Consider the following 20030-nt stretch of genomic DNA (forward strand, 5'->3'; position numbering starts at 1 on the left):
TATCATCATGAACGAGACAACATCCTTATTATCACATATTAGATTACGATTTAACATCGAACACCCAAGCTATGAAGAATGTTATGTTTTTGGGTATGAATGTGCATTGGCAGAGGTTCCAGAAGAAGATAATCCTTTCCGCGAAGGTTCTCAAGAAGCAGAACAATGGCTTGAAGGATGGTGGGCTGGAATATATGGGGAAAAGCCTTTATTTGATTTGAATAATATCGAGGAAGATATTCTTTTAGATAAAACCAATGCTGCAAATGATCAGCAATATCATCATAAAAACAGTTTTCTATCTTTAGTCTTTGAAATTGGTGGTGCGATAGCCGCTTCTGCAATAGTAGGTTACCAATTACTTGAGCTTGTAGCATGATCATCGCATTCAATTGAAGAGCATAATTTAATGCTTCTTCAATTGAATAGGAGTATTTCTTGTGTTGAGTTCAGTCTTTAAATAATTTTAAAACCATCGACCTCATTCGTTCAATTTCAGATGGATTAAATTCTTTATAAAGTTCACTGCCGATATCAAGGCAAACTGTAACTTGCTCACCTAAACCTTTCAGCAGGTCAACCCCTGATAATTTAAGTAATTTGATATGCGGGCTAATTTCCTTTGCCCAAGTATCCAGGTATTTCATGTCAGTGAATACTGGCAAAAAAACAGTATTATTCTCTTCCAAAAATAATACTCTAGGATCATTATCATCGGAATTAGATTCAATAGGGATAATAAAGTTTGCTTTGATAAATTCAAGGTAAACTTTATTCGCTTCTTTTGAGCTTCCGGAAGATTCAAAAGCTTCTTTAATAGCAATATTTAGTTTATTCATCAGGGATGGATCTCATGTCTTTATAGTATATTGAAAATTTGATTTTTAAACTTGTTCAGAGTGACTAATTTCTATTATTTAAAATATATGAAGATTCTACTTAAGCAAGGCAAGATCATACCAATTTAAGTTGATTATGGTCCGTGATACTTTATAAATTTGAGCATATTTTGCTATTCCCGAGCAGTTATGAATCCATTTCAGTAGCAAACTTTGTTGTAGCTTGCACGATCGATACACGCTTGTGCAGTAATAAGTCAATTTTTATTTTATACTCAATGTATGATTTTGCCCTATCTACTTTAAAATTTTGTAGTCAACCTTCGGGAATTATTCAGTATTATCTTGAATTCATCGATTAATCCAATTCAATCCAAAGAATTTTTTGTTCAACTGTATGACGATGAATCATTAAAAATTAGGATTATATCCTAAATTCTCAATACATTACTAATATGGAAAAGGTAAAAATAAACTACATGTTGAAATAAGTTACAACAGCAGTATAATGATAGGTTATCATTGTTAATTTATTGATCATTTTTTAAATAAATACAGCATGTGGTGGTTATACCAAAATGGGAATATCTAAAGTGGAAATTTATAAACGTAAAAATTACCTGGGTTTTGCGTGGTTAGTTTGGGGGTTGGCAGCTGCTTTTTATTTTTCTGATTATTTAGCTAGAGTAGCGCCTGGTGTAATGCACCGATATCTACAAATGGACTTTGGCATTAATGAAGCAGGTTTCGGCATATTAACTGCATCCTTCTATGTTCCATATATCTTAATGCAAATTCCCGTAGGATTAACAGTCGATCGTTTAAGCATACGATGGTTATTGACGATTATGTCATTAGTTACTGCTTTTGGCTGCTGTGTATTTGGTCTTGCGGATGGTCTGCTGACTGCATCAATTGGGAGAATGTTGATTGGCTTTAGTGCGGCTTTTGCATTTATTTGCTCACTTCGCCTTGCCACCTCATGGTTTCCTCCAACCATGCTCGGTTTATTATCAGGATTAACTCAAGCATTAGGAATGCTAGGTGCTGCTGCAGGGGAAGCCCCTGTTTCATTTTTAGTGAGTAATGTTGGGTGGCGTCATAGTATGTTGATTATTGCGTTCTTATTTATTGCCTTATCAGGATTATTGTACCAATTTGTTCAAGATAAGCCCGGTGAGTATCGCAGTGAAATTCGTTCCGTTAATCGAATCAGTATATTGGAAAGTTTAAAGATTATTTTGTCAAATAAACAAACATGGCTTAATGCGATGTATGCTGGATTTTTATTTGGTCCCACCGCTGTAATTGGTGAAGCAATAGGCCCTGCTTACTTACAGTTTGGTCGTGGTTTAGGCGCGCACGCTGCTGCTTTTGCAACGGGATTGATCTTTATAGGCTGGGGAATTAGTGGCCCATTATCCGGTTGGATCTCTGATAAAATGGGGCGTCGTAAGCCATTGATGATTATTTCCGCAGTATGCGGGGTTATATTGAGCAGTTTATTTGTTTTTATTCCTGAAATGAGTCAAACAACGGCTTACATATTATTTTTTGTTTTTGGTATTACGAATACTGGAGTTGCGATTTCATATGCAGTTTCTACAGAAATACATGACAGGAGTGTCGTTGGTACATCTATCGCATTTACCAATATGACTTCGATTTTTGTCGGGGCATTATTCCAACCTTTAGTCGGACGTATCATAGACATGGTATCTGGACCCAGAGCCTATAATGTTGAAACGTTATTATTATCAGATTTCCAGGCCGGTTTAAAATTACTTCCCTTATGTTCTTTAGTTGCTTTAATCCTTGCGTTTACAGTTAAAGAAACCTATTGTAAACCCATAAGACATTAAGATAGTAAAGATCAAACACTGAGCATGGAATTATCAATACCTTATCATTGTTTGATTTTTGCTGTAAAAACACCAACTGATTAAAACTTAATGAAAATTTTTTTCATTAAGTTTTAATCTTCTTGCATTAGACTGTCGCACTTTTAGGTTATTTGCTGTTATACTTTTCGCAGCACTTTGCTGCGCTCGAGTAATGCTATTTGCAAATTAATAACATGGAGATAATAATGAAAAAACTTACAGGATTAGTAATTATCCTGGCTGTTTTAATCCTAGGTGGATATTATGGCATGGGAATTCTAACCGAAAGAACGGTTAAAAAAACTGTCGAGGTAATTAATCAATCCAATGGGCTTTTCGCTGATATTCAGCAATATAAGAGAGGTTGGTTTTGCTCTGATGCATTAGTTAAATGGCGTTTACATGTACCCGAGCGAGTAGTAAAAGACGATGATGGAAAATTGCAAACTACGCCTGCTCAAGATTATCAAATGGAAATGCCGATTAAGATTTATCACGGCCCCATTATATACGCGAATAAGCAGGTACGTTTTGGAATGGGCTTTGCACAAACCGTATTTCCATTTCCAGAAAAATATAATCAACAATTTAATGAGCTTTTTTCTCAAGATTCAGAAAAGCCTCAGCTGGATTTAAGCATTTTTGTAAATTATTTGAATAAAAGTACAGTGGAGTTGTCCATTCCTTCTTTCAAATTAACTGCTAAAGATGGAAATGGTAAATTTAATTGGATGGGTATGGACAGTACCACATCAATGTCTTCCAATTTGGATAAAGTCGAAGGAGAAATTGAATTTGATGGCGCTGAATTTTCTAAAGATGATACCAAGCTCTCTTTGGGGAAGGTAACCAGCGAGTATGACTTACATAAAACGACTACAGGATTATACTTGGGTCAAGCCAGTTTTTCATTACCATCACTTGCAGTAGTTGTTAAAGATCAAAAGATGTTTGAAATTAGTGAATTGACATTAAGTTCAAGCAGCGATATAGACGATAATCTCTTCAGCACGCATTTTAGTGCTGCTTTAAAATCACTATTCGCCAATGGACAAAATTACGGTCCTGGTGAAGTCGAGATGTCTTTAAGAAACCTTGATGCTGAAGTACTGGCCAAAATCAATGAGCAAGCTAATGCGATGCAAAGGGGTACAGATCAAGAGCGTCAACAAGCCTTAATGGCAATGTTGCCAGAATTACCAAAGCTATTTAGTAAAGGCGCAGAGTTTGAAATTTCCAAATTAAGTCTCAAACTTCCACAAGGCATGATTGATGGTAACTTGTTAATTACTTTACCTAAGGGCGATAGTTCCAATCCTTTCGAGTTGATTCAAAAAACTCAAGGTAATGCCAAGTTAAAAATGCCAATCGAGGTAGTGAAGCAACTGATGCAGCAATCGATTATGCAGCAAATGGCAAAACAGCCAGAAATGCAACAAGCGTTAATTCAACAGCTGCAAAGTAGTCAAGGTCAATCAAACCAGGCAGAACCTACCCCTGAGCAAATCGCTTCAATGCAAGTAGATAAGCAAATTAACGAGTTGGAGCAATCTGGTTTAATTACTGTCGATGGCAAAGACTATGTCATTGAGATGAGTTTGAGTGAGGGAAAATTCACGGTTAATGGGAAACCATTTGATCCATCTATGATGAAATTCCAGTAGTTCGTTAAATATAGGATAAGCTGTTGAGAGCAGCTTGTCCTCTTTTCAATCCACTGTGGTGAGAAACGTGGCAATGATTCAGGTGCAAACAGTATATATTGAATTTTAATGTAGTTTTTTCTGTTCTGCCCTTGTCTCGTATTGCTCAATTCGGTAATATACCGCTTTTAAAAGGAGGAGCTAATAATAATGACAACAATCAGTAATGATGCAGGAGATACCACTGCTTCACTAGCCGAAAGCGTGACTCAATCTGTACAAAAATATTTTTCAGAGCTTAAGGGAACTGATCCTGTTGACTTATACCAGTTTGTACTTGAAGAAATTGAGACCCCTCTATTTCGTGCAGTAATGGAACATTGCAAGTATAATCAGTCCCGCGCTGCAATCATGCTGGGAATTAGTCGTGGAACTTTAAGAACTAAATTAAGACGTTATTTTGATGATAAATACGTCGGTACAAGGGATTAAGAGAGGTTGATAACAAAAAGGGAGCCTAGGCTCCCTTTTTGTTATCAAAGAATAATCATTTTATTCGGCAAACATAGAGCTTACCGATTCTTCAACATTTACTCGCTTGATTGCTTGGGCTAGCATATCAGCAAGACTAACCACTCTGATTTTTTCACAGTTTTGTGCTTCCGCTGATAAAGGGATAGTATCAGTTACTACCACTTCATCAAGACCTGAATGTTTAATATTGTTAACTGCGGGGCCGGACAATACAGGATGGGTAATGTAAGCTCTGACGCTATTTGCTCCGCTTTTCTTTAGCTCTTGAGCAGCCGTACAAAGTGTTCCAGCAGTATCTACTATGTCGTCTACAATAATACAGTTTTTATTAGCTGGTTCACCAATAATGTGCATCACTTCTGATTTGTTTGGCCCGCTACGGCGTTTATCAATAATTGACAGCTCAGCGTCATTCAGCCTTTTAGCAACTGCTCTGGCACGAACAACCCCACCGACATCTGGCGATACGATCATGATGTTATTTAATTTTTGTTTGGTTATATCTTCCAGTAATACCGGAGTTGAGTAAACGTTATCAACTGGCATATAAAAGAAACCTTGTATTTGATCCGCATGCAAATCAACAGTAAGAACTCGACAAATTCCAACTGAAGCCATCATGTCTGCTACCACTTTAGCTGTAATAGGGACACGGGCAGAGCGTACCCGTCTATCTTGACGGGCGTAGCCAAAATAAGGAACTACAGCTGTAATACGGCCAGCAGACGATCTTCTCAGGGCATCTGCCATAATCAGCAATTCCATTAAATTATTATTTGCGGGTGCGCAAGTAGATTGGAGAACAAAAACATCTTTACCTCGCACATTTTCCAAAATCTCGACCATAGTCTCTCCATCGCTGAAGGTGCCAACGGTGGCTTTACCAATAGGTATTTGCAAATGTGAGGATATTTTTAGTGCTAATTCAGGGTTAGCATTCCCTGTAAAAATCATCATCGTGGACATGTGTCAAAAGCCTTAGATTTAGGTTAATCACATAACTTAAACACATAGCAGAAGACAGCCAAAAAGATATTATTATTATTTGAGCGATACGAAGTACGCATCCTTCCAGGTTATCTTCTGCCGTCTGTTTACTTGTACCTAGATTCAACGTCATATTCTAGGTTGAATCAACAAGAAAATGGCAGGGGTGCTAGGATTCGAACCTAGGTATGCAGGGATCAAAACCCTGTGCCTTACCGCTTGGCGACACCCCTATAATTGTAGATTCTTTAATCTTCCGTGAGTTTAAAAATAGTATTCATCCCTGCAATGTGCTGCGTATTTTGCAGTGCTTTTTTATCGATGTCAACTTCGGAAAGCAAATAAATTATAAGAATTAATTTATACAATCCAATTCTTTATCACTACCTTTACCATGACACCATTTCCTTCAAGGCGAATCATGCTTGGTAAATCTATTCCTTTGACAGAAGTATACTTAGTAAAATCAATGGTATAGCCATTTTGCTTCAATTGTACCAGATGATTGAATTGGTCATGTTTTTCTGATTGGACTCCGCCTGGTGCAGGTAGACCTCTTACCCAGTAATACAAGTTATTTACAGGAAGTCTAATGCCAGTTTGTTTTAGTAATAACTCATCCGCATTGGTGGAAGTAGTTATTTTGGAGCCATCTTGAAATGTAATAGTATTCCCTTTCTTGCTGATTAGAACGGCTCCACCACCTAATGGCCCCATTAAACGAATTTGGTATGAGTTGGCTCCTTGTTGTACCCAATTCATAGTAGCAGACCAGCCTTTCGCTTTGGTTTTTGCAGCCAGGGCGCCTTTAATTTCCCATGATGAAACAGTGGCTGTTTCTGCCTTGCGTTCTGCAAGAGGAATTTCACGGTTTGCAGGCGGCTCTTCAGAGGGTCTTGGGGGAGCACATGCTGTTAAAAAACAAATTAAGATTATTGTTAAACGTTTTATCGCATTCATTGCTTACCTCAATTCCATTTTTTTATAGTTTTTCAATTTACAATACGCTAGACTGCTTCTATATGCAAATGGTAATTAACGAAATGAAACAAAAAGCAATCTACCCGGGAACATTTGACCCTGTAACCAATGGCCATGTTGATATTATTACTCGGGCCAGCACTATTTTTCCAGAATTGATAGTAGCTGTGGCAAGCAATAAGAACAAACGGCCTTATTTATCTTGGGAAACCAGAATTAGTTTACTGGAAGAGTCTGTTGGACATTTAACTGGTGTGAGGGTCGTGGGTTTTGATAACTTGCTGATTGATTTTGTATTAGAGCAAAATGCAGGCATTATTTTACGCGGATTGAGAGCAGTTTCAGATTTTGAGTATGAATTTCAATTGGCTGGAATGAACAGAAAACTCTCTAAAAAGGTAGAAACATTATTTTTAACCCCTGCTGAGCATTTAATGTATATCTCATCCACTTTAGTTCGTGAAATTGCAGCCCTAAATGGAGATGTTTCTCAATTTGTTCCGCCCAATGTAGTTAGAGAATTAAAAAAGAGACAAAATGAAATATAACTGTAGATGGCTGAGTGGTTTATTTTTATTAATTTGTAGTATTTATCAGGTTAATGCAAAAATATTTCCACAACACCCTCCAGGATATGCCGTAGCGAGTGCTCACCCCTTGGCAACTAATGCCGGTTTAGAGATTTTAGCCGCTGGAGGAAATGCTTTTGATGCTGCCGTTGCGGTAGCAGCTGCCTTGGCGGTAGTCGAACCATATCATTCAGGACTCGGAGGGGGAGGTTTTTGGCTGCTTCATCAGGAAAAGGAGCATTTAAACCTCTTTATTGATGGCAGAGAGGTAGCTCCTCTGGCCGCGAGTAAAGATATGTATCTGGCTCCTGACGGCAAAGTGATTCCCGGGCTTTCTCTCAATGGTGGTTTATCTGCAGCTATACCGGGACAGCCTGCTGCTCTGGTTTATATAGCCAAGAATTATGGCCGTCTCCCACTTAGCAAGACATTGGCTCCGGCTATTAAGCTTGCGGAAGAGGGTTTTCCTGTTGATCCTCAATTTCGCTACTTTTCCACTCTGGATGATAGATTAGAAAACTTGAAGAAATATCCAGATACTGCGGCCATTTTTTTAAAAAATGGCCAGCCTTTTGAAATTGGAGATAAGCTTATTCAAAAAGATTTAGCAAAAACACTCAGATTGATAGCCAAGTATGGAAATGCCGGATTTTATTCGGGAGAAACGGCTTCTCTTCTAGTTCAAGGTGTCAATGCGGCAGGTGGCATTTGGTCTCTTGATGATTTGGATCAATATAAAATTAAAGTGAGGCCACCTTTAATTAGTGCTTATAATAATATGTTAATTATCACCGCTCCTCTTCCTTCAGCTGGTGGAGTGGCATTGGTAACCATGCTGAATATATTATCTAAATTTCCTTTATCTTCATTCCCCAAATTAAAATGGGTTCATTACGTTGTTGAATCGATGAGATTGGCTTATTGGCAAAGAGATCAATTTCTGGGTGATCCCGATTTTATTAAGGTCCCTCTTGATAAGTTGGTTTCCTCTGATAATGCAAAACAATTAAGCCGCTTGATTTCACCTGATAAAGCGATTGATAGTAAAATCTTGCAAGGCTCAGTTCCTATTGGAAAGCACTCAAATACCTCACATATTTCGATTATTGATATGGAAGGTAATCGCGTTGCTGCAACAATGACAATTAATTACATTTTTGGATCAAGTGTAGTTGCTAAGGGAACTGGGGTACTATTAAATGATGAAATGGACGATTTTTCTACCAAAGTGGGTGAGCAAAATGTCTTTGGTTTAGTGGGAAGCGAGCGCAATGCCATTGAACCGCGAAAAAGACCTCTATCCAGCATGACTCCAACCTTTCTGGAGATGCCAGGGCGGGTAGCTATCTTGGGGACTCCTGGAGGAAGCCGCATTCCTACTATGGTTTTACTTGCTTCATTATTATTTTATGATGGGTATGGAGCTATCAGTATGGTTTCAGCCATGCGATTTCATCATCAATATTTACCAGATGTTTTGCAATTTGAGCCTGATACTTTCCCAAGTTCAATTCAACAGGGTTTACAAGCTATGGGATACCATTTAATGCCATTGAAACAATATTATGGAGATATGCAAGCCATTACATGGGATAAAGAAAGTAATGTCTTAACGGCTGCTTCTGATCCAAGACATATTGGTTTAGCTGCTGCGATATCTAATATGGCATATGGGTATGGGGTTAATTACTAGAATACATTTTTAAAATGAATTGGCCAGCTACACTCGATACGTAAATTGTTAATGCGGAATAAAACAATTGAAAGCAATATTTGTTTTATGATTTGTGTTAAGTGTTTTTCAATCGCTTGTTGAGCTTATGCAATGCATCGATGACTCCCTGATTTAAGAGACGGAGTAATTTAATTCCAAGAGCCTGTTGCTGAATAAAAAGTGATTTACAGGGCTCTACCATGATTTCTAACATGGAACAGTTTTCTGTAGCCTGACAAGTGGCCATACGCTTGTTCTCAAGGAATAATGCCATTTGACCAAATACTGATCCTGCTTCCATTTCTGCAATCATTGAAGTAAAGCCTTCAGCATGCTCATAATAAAGATTGATTTTTCCTTGAATCAGAATAAAACAGGAATGTCCAGCATCACCTTGTTTAAAAAGAATTTCTCCTTGATTTAAGCAAACAGGCGAGGTATAGCGAATTAACATTTCTAATTCGTGATATGCAAAAGATCTAAAGATTGCTAATTGATGCATTATTTTTAGTGGGTCAAGAATGCAAGTTTTCTCTTGATGCCCATGAGGCAATGAAGAAGTTGTAGAATAAGGTTGATATATGGACTGATATGATAAGGACTCAGCCAGTAGTTGATTGAGATTATTAAGTGTTGTACAAAGTGTTTTTCCAATCCGCCACAAACTGTCACTATCCTCCCAAAATAGCGGCTTGTCTGACAGGAGGCGTTTAGGAGAAAATACATCTGCAGGTAACCATGGGGGATTTTTTCCAGTTAATGCAATTTCAGCCGCGGCAAATCCTGCTGCAGTGGTATAGCTTCCTCCATATCCATTACAGCACATCACAATAATGATTCCCGGAGACAGGTAACCAATGGCGGGTAATTGATCAGGTGTAAAAGCCAAGGCACCAACCCATTCTGTTGAAAATGGTTTCCCTTTAAGGTCCGGGAAATATTTATCTCTTTGCTGCACAATAAGATCATGAACCTTTTTTGAACGCTTGCGATAATAAGGGTTTTTCATTGCCCGGTCGTCACCAGCACCAATAAGCAAAGGCACCAAACCATTCTTTGATTTGGCTCTGGGTTGATTGAGATAGAGAGGTCCATCTTCACTGGTTATTAATCGGCCTTTACAGTAATCTGGTGTTGATTCAGTAATTGCAATTTGACTTTGGTGAGGCTTAATGGCTCCCAATTCAGGGAGTAATTCGCTAGTAAACGCGTTTGTTGCAACAATAACTTGTCGAGCCTTAAGCAAACCCATATTGGTTTTCAATTGATGGTATTCTTCATCCATACTTTGAATTTGTTCAACTTTTACAAACGTATAGAGCTTGATACCGCTTTTGATGGCTGCTTTAATCAGACAGCAGGTGTATTTAAAAGGATTGTAGGTACCGTCATCCGGAATAAATCGACCGATGAACCTGGAGTTGATGCCAAATTGTTCTCTAATTTTTTTACGAGACCAAATGTAGATACGTTCGCCATGTTGGGCAGCGAGAGTGACTTCATCACAAATTGCTTGTTCTTCCTCTTCAGTATGAGCAATATAGAGCCATCCTTTTGCTGAAAGATCACAATGAATACGTTCTTTTCGTACTATTTCCTTAAAGCGATTACGATTTTTTAAAGCAAACTGGAAAACCAGTGAAGCATGGTATTCGCTTTCAATTTGTAATATCGACGGATCTACATATGGGTAACATCGTTTTAAAAAACGAAAGCGCTCTGAAACCAAACCACTATAGATTCCCACAGAGTTTTCAGGTAATAATTCAAAATTACCCCCATTGCGACCGCTGGCTTCAGTGGCTGGATTCCCTTTATCTAACAATACAACAGTAAGGTTGCTTTTCTTGACTGTATCGATCAGATGATAGGCAGTAGAGGCGCCAGTTAAACCTGCTCCTATGATTACGATATCTGCTTGTTCAGGTAGGGAATCGGTAGAACGATAGTGATCGAATGGATGTGGTTCATTTTGCCAAAAGGGCTTATTTGAAAGTGGGATTAAGATGGGGTTAATTGATTTGCCACCAAGTTTATTTAGAAAAAATTGTAGATGTCTTATTGCTTGTTTGACCAAGGTAAAGCGGGATTCAACAAGGTTTATTATCCGTAGGCATTCGATTAATGTTAACTGTTTTTTTTGCAAATCTTTACTTAACTTTTTTACCAGAACTTGAACATCTTTCACTGTTAATGGTCCGACATTACCCATTCGATGCGCTAAATACATCTTGGTTTTCTTTTCCAGATCAGAAGAGGTATCCCTTTCTTCTTCTTCTATTTTATTAATGCTCATGGCATGGTCATATTGATTTGCTTTTTAAAGTCTAGGTGACATTTTAGGAAATTTCAAAACAGTTAGTACCGATATTAAAAGGCAGGTAGTCTGGATTGCTTAATTCTATTGTAAAAATCAATTTTATTTTCTTGTGTAACGTGGGCTTTTTTTCTACTAGTTATTATAGCTATTTTTAGCTATCTTTTTCAGCAAACCTGAATGTGAGTTTTTCAATTCTCCCCAACCAGTTTTTTTATTGATTGGTAAGTTTTTTCGATTAATTCCTCTTTATTTTGAATTGTATATTGAGCAGCATCAATAGGCTCACCAATATGAATTTCTGCTTTTTGATTCAAATGTATATTAAAGGTGCGGGCAGGGAGAATATCAAAAGCCCCACGAATTCCTATGGGAATTATAGTAGCTTTGGCTTGAATAGCAGTGATAAAGCCACCTTTTTTAAATGAGGCTAGTTTACCATCTTTTGAGCGAGTTCCTTCAGGTGCAATCCATAGAATAATTCCACTTTCCATTAGTTGCTGGGCAAATTCCAAATCCTTTATGGCTTGAAATCTGTTTTTTCTGTCAATAAAAGGGAATTCTGCTGCAGCCATCCCTTTTCCTAAAAGTGGAATTTTGGAGAGCTCTCGCTTGGCAAGCATACGGATGGAGTTATTGGGGAATGCTTTAAAGCCTAAAGGAATATCATAAGCACTCGAATGATTGCACATAAGAATTGTTGCTTTGCCAGGCTGAGGTTGGACATTATGGGGATTGATTACTTTATATTCTACTTTTACAGCATTTAAGAGCTGGTCAACCCAATGGTGAATGACGTTATCGACCCATGGTCTCGTAGGGGTGCTAAAAAGGTACTTAAATATAGAGCGTGTGCAGGCAACACCTGTGTAATAAAATAGACGGGTAATTATCCAAAAAGTTTTTAATCGACTTATTTTCATCGTTAGGACGCATGGGATTATGAGAGGGTCATCATACAACAAGTTGACGAATACTGGAACGATTCAAATCAAGACGTGTATTTTAAACCGAAGATAGATATTAGCATTAATACAAGGTATAGCAAACGGTAGACAGATAGATGTTCCTGAAACAGGAGTACGCCCATGATAGCAGTCCCTAGTGTACCTATCCCTACCCATACTGCATAGGCAGTACCGATAGGTAATGTTTGAGCAGCTTTGGCTAATAAAAACATACTGATAATCAGTGTGGCGCCTGTAAACAGGCTTGGCAGCCATTTCGAAAAACCATCCGTATATTTTAAACCAACAGCCCAACAGACTTCCAAGAGTCCCGCGATAAATAAATAAAGCCAAGGCAATAGCATAGCGACTCCTTTTAAAATGATTAAAGGCGTCGTCTTGTCTTAACCGGGTACGGCGCGTCTCGTCCGGAGATTATTTCATAGCATATCACTGTTTTCGAGGCAATAGTATTCCCTGTGTCCAATTGAGGGATAAGGTATAGATTATAACTCAGTCAAAAATAGCTCATTAATAATACGGTAGGATTTTTGCGCTTCCATAGCATTGGTGTTTACAATGCCTGCAGCTACGATTAACGCTTTCCATAAAGTCCAAGCTTGCCCACGTGACCAGGTACCCTTGTCCAAAGGAAGCATTTCACGGAAGATTTTTCTGCTGTCCCCTGCAAATAATGTCCAGGTAATAGCAAGATCACAGGCCGGATCGCCGACGGATAACTGCCCAAAATCGATAATAGCGCATAATTTTTCATTTTTAACCAGAAGATTACCAGCGCTGATATCACCATGTACCCACACCGGAGTACTTTGCCAAGAAGTATTCAGAGCAGTTTCCCAAATTTCAGTGGCATGATCTGTATCAATTTTTCCTTTTAAACAATCAATAGCTTGACGGGTTTCCGGATCATAAATTTTCAAATCTCCACCACGATAAAAGCTATGCAACCCAGGTTTTGGGCCGCCGGTAGAATCAATTTTATGAAAAGCAGTGAGGAATGTTGCCAGATCCTTCGCGATTTCATTCAGGTTGGATACATTAGCAGAGGCTATTGCCTCACCTTCAAGCCAGCGGTAAATTGACCATTTCCAAGGGTATCCTTCGCCAGGCATCCCCATTTCCAAAGGTATCGGAATTGGGACAGGCAGCAAGGGAGCCAATTGAGGGAGCCATTGTTGCTCTTTTTCAACTTGCAATTCATATTGCTCGGCACTGGGCAGTCGCACAAGCATTTCTTTACCAAGATGAAAAGTCCTGTTATCCCATCCACCGACAGCTACCGGGCTAACAGGGAGATTGGAATAATGGGGAAACTGGCTGGCGATTAAACGACAAACCAGTGTTTCATTGATTATTAATGAGTGCATCAAAATAATATTTCCAGTTGTTATTATTTGAGAATAATATAGTCGTTATAAGTCAAGCAATGGAAGTTGCATACTTTGATACACGTTTTCCTGTTTTAATTTGATTCCTATGCCTAATAATCGCACAGGCAAGCATTTTCTGGCAAAACCTTCTTGTATCAGTTGACGTAAAACGATTAAATCAAGCTTGTCATGAACTCGTTCAATGGTTGTTTGCTGAAAGTCATTAAACTTCAATTTTACAAATAAATTGTGAATACCAGAAATTTTACCTGCTCGTTGTATCCGTGCTTCCAGGCGCACCATAAGATCTGGCAAGGCCTCCAGGCAAGCTTCACTATCTGGCAAGTCTATTGGATAGGTTTCTTCAACGCTAATGGATTTTCGAATACGTTCAGGATTGACTGGGCGATTATCAATGCCTCGCGCTAACTCATAAAGTCTCTGTCCTATGGTACCAAATTTATGTAATAGATATTCAACGGAATATCGCTGCAAATCAGCGCAGGTTTTAATGTTGAGAGCATTCAATTTTTCTTCCATCTTGGGCCCCACACCGAATAATTTACGTACAGGTAAATCAAGAATAAATGTGTTAACGTCTTCAGGTCTAATAACCATTTGCCCATTGGGTTTATGCCAATCACTGGCTATTTTTGCAAGGCTCTTATTAGGCGCAATGCCCGCACTTGCAGTGAGTTGTCTCGTTTGATAAATTCGGGCGCGAATCTCTTGCGAAATCCAGGTCGCGCTTCCCTGGCATTGTGTGGATTCAGTGACATCAAGATAGGCTTCATCTAATGACAAGGGTTCGATAATGTCTGTATATTCTGCAAATAGGGTTCTAATATATTGACTTTCTTTTTGATATACATCCATACGTACTGGTCGCAAAATGAGTTCTTTGCAAAGTTTGAGTGCATGGGCTGTTGGCATTGCGGAGTGTATACCAAACTGACGGGCGGCATAATTACAAGTTGCTATTACTCCACGACGGCTTGCCTCCCCGCCTACGGCGATAGGCTTATTTGCCAACTCAGGGAAATCACGCATTTCAATTGCCGCATAAAAACAGTCCATGTCAATATGGATAATTTTTCTTATCGGATTCATTTTTCAATCGCAGATTGCAGTAACAGAGATTTCATATTAGGTCTTGGCTGATTTTCTTGAATCTGTACAGTTTAGTCTACAGAATAACTATTTCTTTATCTTATTTGATAAGAATATAATATTGTAATCAAAATAAGCAATCAGGTTATGTTCTGTAAATTACGTTTGCCATACTCTGCAAAACGTTAATCGTTCAGTTTTAAAGCCCGTTTTTAAATTTAAATCGCCGTTGTGATAACACAATTGAACCAAGAATTACAAAGTGGTACCTTATATTTTATTAATGAAAGGGTTAGTGGGTTTTTGCGGGTGTAGTTCAATGGTAGAACCTCAGCTTCCCAAGCTGATGGCGTGGGTTCGATTCCCATCACCCGCTCAATAAAATAATGTTGCCTGTCTTCATAGAGTCCATGAGGCGGTAATCATAAGAAAACTTAATAGCTATAGGCTCATCATTAAAAAACCACAGAATGCGGCATTGCTGGGCGCTAGCGATCGTTCAATTTTTGTTTTCATCTGGTTAATGATATCCCTGTAATATTCATAGAACTTCCAGGAAGGGAGCGGGCTATATACGAGATCAAGATTCAGTTCTTTAATGATATTTTTGGTTGTCGTAGGTTTTATAAACACATCCACTTCAGGATTAAAGTAAGCCTGAAAAACGGTCATTAAAGTCCACTTCGCCAGTTTCTCTCTTTGCAATTGAAAAAGAAGTTCTTCAAAACCTTCTTGTTCATTTCCATACAAAAGTTCTTTTAATCCTTTTGCAATGAGTTCTTTATCGTTTGGAGGAGTTCTTTTAATAAAATCTCTAAATTTAGGTTTTTCAAATATTGAAATCAGAGAGGACTGACTAACAATTTTTAACATAGCATTTATTATTTTATCAGGATTTTTAAAATTTTGCCTGGCAAAACTCCCTTGAGCCAAAGTAACCATCTTATCCATTTTATGCTTTTTACCGATTTCAATCATTTCAGGGTGGTAGAAACCTCCTGGATATCTTTCCAGAAAATTAGAGGCTGCCTTTTTAAGTTTTTTAATATCCATAAATTAACCTTTTGTCACAACAACAGAATCAATTAAGAAACAAAAATGATTCCAGGTGGCCATTATTAAACTTATTATGTAATGATTGGCTGGCAATGCGGGCAAAATGCGGAGTGGCGCCCGGCAATCACGACAGTTTCTATTTTATTTTCACATACCAAACAGGGGAGATTTTTCCTGCCATAAACCTTTAAAGCAAAACGAAAGTACCCTGGTTTACCATCAGAAGAATAGAAATCACGAAGTGTCGTCCCTCCTGCCTCTATGGCAGATTCAAGTATCTTTTTGATGTGACCAGTCAGAGCATTGAATTTTTCTGTAGTTATCTTTTTTGCAGAGGTATTTGGATGGATTTTGGCAAGAAAAAGACTCTCTGCTGCATAAATATTACCTATCCCGACAACAATTTGACTATCCATAATAAATGACTTGATGGATTGCGATTTATTCGCAGCTTTACGTAATAAGTACTCGCTATTAAAGTCATCAGACAGAGGTTCCGGGCCTAAATGTGCCAGCAGTGGGTGTTGGTAAGGATTTTCATCAATGTAAATAAATAAGCCAAATCTTCTTGGATCGCAGAATCTGAGAGCAAGCCCATTATTAATGTGCAGATCAATATGATCATGTTTTTGAGGATTTGTTGTCTGGGAGACGATACGCAAATGTCCGGACATTCCAAGATGGATGAGAAGATAACCTTTATCCATATGAAGTAAGATGTATTTTCCTCTACGGGTAATAGCGGTTATATGCTTTCCTTGGCATAATTCATTCAGGTTTAGAGGTACTGGTAATCTAAGTTTTCGATTACGCACTTGCACCGCGGTAATCATACGGCCTTCAAGATGGGGTTTAATACCTTGCTTTGTTGTTTCAACTTCGGGTAATTCAGGCATTATTTTTTATCATCATGTTCTATAATTCTTCCTTGTTCTTTTTGGGATGATTTGCTGGGGAAGAAATATTCCTTAGCTAAGGCCCCAAGCCAGAGTATTCCACCGATGATTACGCCCCAAATGGCTACATAAAAAAACATGAACAATAAGGCTATGACTATTGCGATCCCAACACCAATCACTATAAAAGGCACAATATTTTCAATCAATTTCTGAATTTTATCGCTCATATTTATACCCTGATAAAATAAGATGATTAAATTTATTATCGACTACATCATGAAATCATGCAATGAAATGATAAAAAATGTGTTATCATTACACATATATTGATTCTATAATTTAGGGATAACATACATTCACTCTTAAATTATAGATATTTTTATAATTCCGTACAATGTGGGGTTATTATGGTATTCGGCTTTTTAAATCTGTCTTTCTGGGGATATGTTCTTGCAACTTTTATCCTGACTCAAATCACAATAGCATCTGTTACTCTCTACCTTCATAGGAACCAGACTCACAGAGCGCTAACATTACATCCTGTTGTCAGTCATTTTTTCCGTTTATGGCTATGGTTAACTACCGGTATGGTTACTGCGGATTGGGTTGCTATCCACCGCAAACACCATGCAACAACTGATGTCGAGGGAGATCCTCATAGCCCTGTGGTTGAGGGGATCAGGAAGGTATTTTGGCAAGGTGCTGAACTTTACAGAGAGGCGCGTAAGGACAGGGATATGGTTGCCAAATATTCTCATGGCACACCAACCGATTGGATAGAGCGAAATGTCTACTCGCGCCATTCAAGCAAAGGCATTTTGCTGATGTTATTACTGGATTTATTTTTCTTTGGGATTCCTGGAATCACAGTATGGGCAATCCAAATGATGTGGATTCCGCTATTTGCTGCAGGAGTCATCAATGGCATCGGCCATTATTGGGGATACAGGAATTTTGAATGCCCTGACGCCGCTACCAATATTATTCCCTGGGGATTTTGGGTTGGTGGAGAAGAGTTACATAATAATCATCACACCTTTGCTTCCTCAGCCAAATTTTCAGTGAAATGGTGGGAGTTTGATATTGGCTGGATGTATATCCGCATTCTTTCCTTTTTTGGATTGGCCAAGGTAAAAAAATTACCTCCCAAATTGGCTATGGATGAAGGAAAATTCCATGTCGATTTGGACACTGTGAGAGCAGTTATTTCAAACCGTTTTCAAGTGATGTCTAATTACTATAAGAATGTCATCCGACCTATTTTGAAGTATGAAAAAAGTACCAGTATTGAGACAAAAGAAGATAAGAAACTGTTTCAACGGGCGGGCAGATTACTGCGTCGCGAAGATAAACTGTTATCAACAAAAGCTAAAACTCGTTTGCAAAAATTGTTGGATGCCCGCGAACAGTTGAGAGTGGTTTATTCTTACAAGCAATCATTACAAAATGTTTGGTTGAAAACAGCTACGACTCAAAAAGAACTGGTAGAAGCTCTGCAGCAATGGTGCCGCCAGGCCGAGGAATCGGGTCTTGAAGTACTGAAGCAATTCGCTCAGCAATTGAAAGGCTACGTCCCTGTATATACCAGGGAGTGACGTTTTCGCACTCCCTATCAATGCATAATGTGGTTAATATTCTAGTGGTGGCATATAAAATCATTGGGAAAAACAACAGCAACACTATTGTTAGAACCATTCAATATGACATTTCCAGATTTTAATACGCATTGGCCAACAGGTTGAGCATGCTTATTGGTTAAACCTGTTGGTGTAAAATATTGGGTGGCACTAATGGTATAAGGCAGTGGAGAACAAATTAATTTTCCTATAGTTTTAGGATTGCTTCTCCCTTGTAAAATAATGGATTTGCTAATTCCATCATCATTCGTTACGTTAAACGTCACACTTTGATCAAATTGAACAGGGGGAGTGGAAACAGCCACTTGAACTTCGCATGAATCATCTTTGGCAAAACCGTATGGTGAAAGTGTCAATGAGACTACGGATAGTGTTGTAACTAAAAATTTATTAAACATAATACCCTCATTCTATGAATACTGTTTCTGATATTGAAAATCACGAATACATGATGCTTACTTAAAAGCAAGTTTAGGGTATCTTCATTCGATTTGTAATGCAAATTAGTCATCATCAATACATTAATATTAGCTCTCTAACATGAGCAAAAATAAAGTAGCTGAATTATTATCGCTAACTTAGTATCATATATATGTAATTGACAAGAAAGTTAAATTAGATTGTAGTAATGTAATGTTACCTAGCAACAAAAGGAGTTGTCGATGGATAAAATGATAGCGATTGTAACTGGGGGAACAGGTGGTATTGGTTCTGCTATTAGTCAGCGTTTAGCCGATAGTTATCAAGTTGTGGCATGTTACTATAAAGATGGAAGACACGAAGAAGCAAAAAAATGGCAAGATGAGCAAAAACAACTTGGTTATGACATTGATATCGTATATGGAGATATAGCTCAATACAGTGATTGCGAAAAAATCACATCTCTGGTGATGGAGCGTTATGGCCGTATAGATGTTTTGGTTAACAACGCAGGCATTACTAAAGACTGCAGCTTAAGAAAAATGACACCTCAACAATGGCAACAGGTTTTAGATGCCAATTTGACCAGTGTATTCAATATGACTCGCAATGTCGTTCCAGTGATGTTGGAAAGAGGTTATGGCCGCATAGTCAGCATTTCTTCCATTAATGGAAGAAAAGGGCAGTTTGGCCAATGCAACTATGCTTCCACCAAGGCGGCCTTATTTGGCTTTACCAAGAGTCTTGCGTTAGAAGTAGCAAATAAAGGTATTACAGTGAATACTGTATCACCAGGGTATATTGAAACCCCTATGCTGGCTGCATTGAAAGAAGAGGTGCTCAATTCAATCATATCCAGTATTCCTGTAGGCCGATTGGGATACCCAAAAGAAATTGCCGATGCCGTTGCATTTTTGGTATCGCCAGATAGTGGATTTATCACAGGGGCAAATCTGGACGTTAATGGCGGTCAATATATGTAGCTAGAGTTTGAATCATCAATTAAGAGTCCCACGGGATTGTGAACATGCTATTCACTGTTCACAAGGCACCTTGGGGTTTTGAAATGATGTCTGCAATCACTGTTAATAATCAATAAAATA

General features: G+C 38.3%; 20 protein-coding genes, 2 tRNA genes and 1 riboswitch. Of the genes, 9 read left to right on the forward strand and 13 right to left on the reverse strand.

The genetic code is table 11. From position 1 onward, the window contains the following. The first annotated feature begins 7 nt into the window (after positions 1-7). On the forward strand, positions 8-379 hold the full coding sequence (locus CC34_RS0104870; protein WP_027228825.1) for a hypothetical protein: 372 nt from the start codon (positions 8-10) through the stop codon (positions 377-379). A gap of 70 nt (positions 380-449) precedes the next feature. Here the strand turns inward: CC34_RS0104870 and CC34_RS0104875 are convergent, their stop codons facing one another. Further along, on the reverse strand, positions 450-839 hold the full coding sequence (locus tag CC34_RS0104875; protein ID WP_027228824.1) for an SseB family protein: 390 nt from the start codon (positions 837-839) through the stop codon (positions 450-452). A gap of 578 nt (positions 840-1417) precedes the next feature. On the opposite strand from CC34_RS0104875, the gene CC34_RS0104880 reads away from it, so the two are divergent. The 3 genes from CC34_RS0104880 to CC34_RS0104890 all read left to right on the forward strand — a co-directional run bounded on the left by CC34_RS0104880 (position 1418) and on the right by CC34_RS0104890 (position 4857). Then, on the forward strand, positions 1418-2701 hold the full coding sequence (locus CC34_RS0104880; RefSeq protein WP_027228823.1) for an MFS transporter: 1284 nt from the start codon (positions 1418-1420) through the stop codon (positions 2699-2701). Positions 2702-2928: 227 nt separating this feature from the next. After that, positions 2929-4386, forward strand: a complete 1458-nt coding sequence (locus CC34_RS0104885; protein ID WP_027228822.1) for a YdgA family protein — start codon at positions 2929-2931, stop codon at positions 4384-4386. A gap of 189 nt (positions 4387-4575) precedes the next feature. Then, positions 4576-4857: a helix-turn-helix domain-containing protein gene (locus CC34_RS0104890; RefSeq protein ID WP_010946289.1), complete on the forward strand. Its 282-nt coding sequence runs from the start codon at positions 4576-4578 to the stop codon at positions 4855-4857. Between the two features lie 60 nt (positions 4858-4917). On the opposite strand, the gene CC34_RS0104895 is transcribed toward CC34_RS0104890, so the two are convergent. The 3 genes from CC34_RS0104895 to lolB form a co-directional block, all read right to left on the reverse strand. Next, entirely contained in the window at positions 4918-5865 is a 948-nt protein-coding gene (locus CC34_RS0104895) for a ribose-phosphate pyrophosphokinase (RefSeq protein ID WP_027228821.1), read from the reverse strand. A gap of 179 nt (positions 5866-6044) precedes the next feature. Further along, a tRNA-Gln gene (locus CC34_RS0104900) sits at positions 6045-6119 on the reverse strand. A 127-nt stretch (positions 6120-6246) separates the two neighbouring features. Continuing rightward, on the reverse strand, positions 6247-6846 hold the full coding sequence (gene lolB / locus CC34_RS0104910) for a lipoprotein insertase outer membrane protein LolB (RefSeq protein WP_027228820.1): 600 nt from the start codon (positions 6844-6846) through the stop codon (positions 6247-6249). A 62-nt stretch (positions 6847-6908) separates the two neighbouring features. Between lolB and coaD the strand changes: the two genes are divergently transcribed. Together coaD and ggt are read left to right on the forward strand one after the other, a co-directional pair. After that, positions 6909-7415 carry a pantetheine-phosphate adenylyltransferase gene (gene coaD / locus CC34_RS0104915; protein WP_027223610.1) on the forward strand — a complete coding sequence of 169 codons (507 nt, stop codon included), beginning with the start codon at positions 6909-6911 and terminating at the stop codon, positions 7413-7415. Further along, positions 7405-9129 (forward strand): gamma-glutamyltransferase, encoded by a 1725-nt coding sequence (gene ggt / locus CC34_RS0104920; protein ID WP_027228819.1) that lies wholly within the window; start codon positions 7405-7407, stop codon positions 9127-9129. The genes coaD and ggt overlap by 11 nt, the downstream gene beginning before the upstream one ends. A gap of 97 nt (positions 9130-9226) precedes the next feature. Here ggt and CC34_RS0104925 read toward each other — a convergent pair whose 3' ends face one another. From CC34_RS0104925 to dinB, 5 genes are all read right to left on the reverse strand, one after another. Continuing rightward, a complete protein-coding gene (locus CC34_RS0104925) occupies positions 9227-11446 on the reverse strand; it encodes an FAD-dependent oxidoreductase (RefSeq protein WP_027228818.1) in 2220 nt (739 codons plus the stop codon). 212 nt (positions 11447-11658) lie between these two features. Next, a complete protein-coding gene (locus tag CC34_RS0104930) occupies positions 11659-12390 on the reverse strand; it encodes a lysophospholipid acyltransferase family protein (protein WP_027228817.1) in 732 nt (243 codons plus the stop codon). A gap of 68 nt (positions 12391-12458) precedes the next feature. Then, positions 12459-12779, reverse strand: coding sequence for a DMT family transporter (locus CC34_RS0104935; RefSeq protein ID WP_027228816.1), 321 nt, complete (start codon positions 12777-12779; stop codon positions 12459-12461). Between the two features lie 23 nt (positions 12780-12802). After that, a riboswitch (guanidine-III (ykkC-III) riboswitch) is annotated at positions 12803-12866 on the reverse strand. Between the two features lie 54 nt (positions 12867-12920). After that, positions 12921-13802: an aminoglycoside phosphotransferase family protein gene (locus CC34_RS0104940; RefSeq protein WP_027228815.1), complete on the reverse strand. Its 882-nt coding sequence runs from the start codon at positions 13800-13802 to the stop codon at positions 12921-12923. A 45-nt stretch (positions 13803-13847) separates the two neighbouring features. Then, positions 13848-14915: a DNA polymerase IV gene (gene dinB, locus CC34_RS0104945; protein ID WP_027228814.1), complete on the reverse strand. Its 1068-nt coding sequence runs from the start codon at positions 14913-14915 to the stop codon at positions 13848-13850. Between the two features lie 305 nt (positions 14916-15220). Between dinB and CC34_RS0104950 the strand changes: the two genes are divergently transcribed. Next, positions 15221-15291 (forward strand) — tRNA-Gly (locus CC34_RS0104950). A 65-nt stretch (positions 15292-15356) separates the two neighbouring features. On the opposite strand, the gene CC34_RS0104955 is transcribed toward CC34_RS0104950, so the two are convergent. The 3 genes from CC34_RS0104955 to CC34_RS0104965 form a co-directional block, all read right to left on the reverse strand. Beyond that, complete coding sequence (locus CC34_RS0104955; protein WP_027228813.1) at positions 15357-15968, reverse strand: hypothetical protein; 612 nt, start codon at positions 15966-15968, stop codon at positions 15357-15359. Positions 15969-16042: 74 nt separating this feature from the next. Further along, positions 16043-16867 (reverse strand): bifunctional DNA-formamidopyrimidine glycosylase/DNA-(apurinic or apyrimidinic site) lyase, encoded by an 825-nt coding sequence (mutM, locus tag CC34_RS0104960; RefSeq protein WP_027228812.1) that lies wholly within the window; start codon positions 16865-16867, stop codon positions 16043-16045. Further along, positions 16867-17097, reverse strand: coding sequence for a hypothetical protein (locus CC34_RS0104965; protein ID WP_027228811.1), 231 nt, complete (start codon positions 17095-17097; stop codon positions 16867-16869). The genes mutM and CC34_RS0104965 overlap by 1 nt, the downstream gene beginning before the upstream one ends. A gap of 180 nt (positions 17098-17277) precedes the next feature. Between CC34_RS0104965 and CC34_RS0104970 the strand changes: the two genes are divergently transcribed. Further along, entirely contained in the window at positions 17278-18465 is a 1188-nt protein-coding gene (locus tag CC34_RS0104970; RefSeq protein ID WP_027228810.1) for a DesA family fatty acid desaturase, read from the forward strand. A 41-nt stretch (positions 18466-18506) separates the two neighbouring features. Here CC34_RS0104970 and CC34_RS0104975 read toward each other — a convergent pair whose 3' ends face one another. Beyond that, positions 18507-18905 carry a hypothetical protein gene (locus tag CC34_RS0104975; protein ID WP_027228809.1) on the reverse strand — a complete coding sequence of 133 codons (399 nt, stop codon included), beginning with the start codon at positions 18903-18905 and terminating at the stop codon, positions 18507-18509. 264 nt (positions 18906-19169) lie between these two features. On the opposite strand from CC34_RS0104975, the gene phbB reads away from it, so the two are divergent. Continuing rightward, a complete protein-coding gene (gene phbB, locus CC34_RS0104980; RefSeq protein ID WP_027228808.1) occupies positions 19170-19910 on the forward strand; it encodes an acetoacetyl-CoA reductase in 741 nt (246 codons plus the stop codon). Positions 19911-20030: the final 120 nt, after the last annotated feature.

It is taken from the genome of Legionella pneumophila subsp. fraseri (assembly GCF_000586315.1).
Classification (GTDB): Bacteria; Pseudomonadota; Gammaproteobacteria; order Legionellales; family Legionellaceae; genus Legionella; species Legionella pneumophila_B.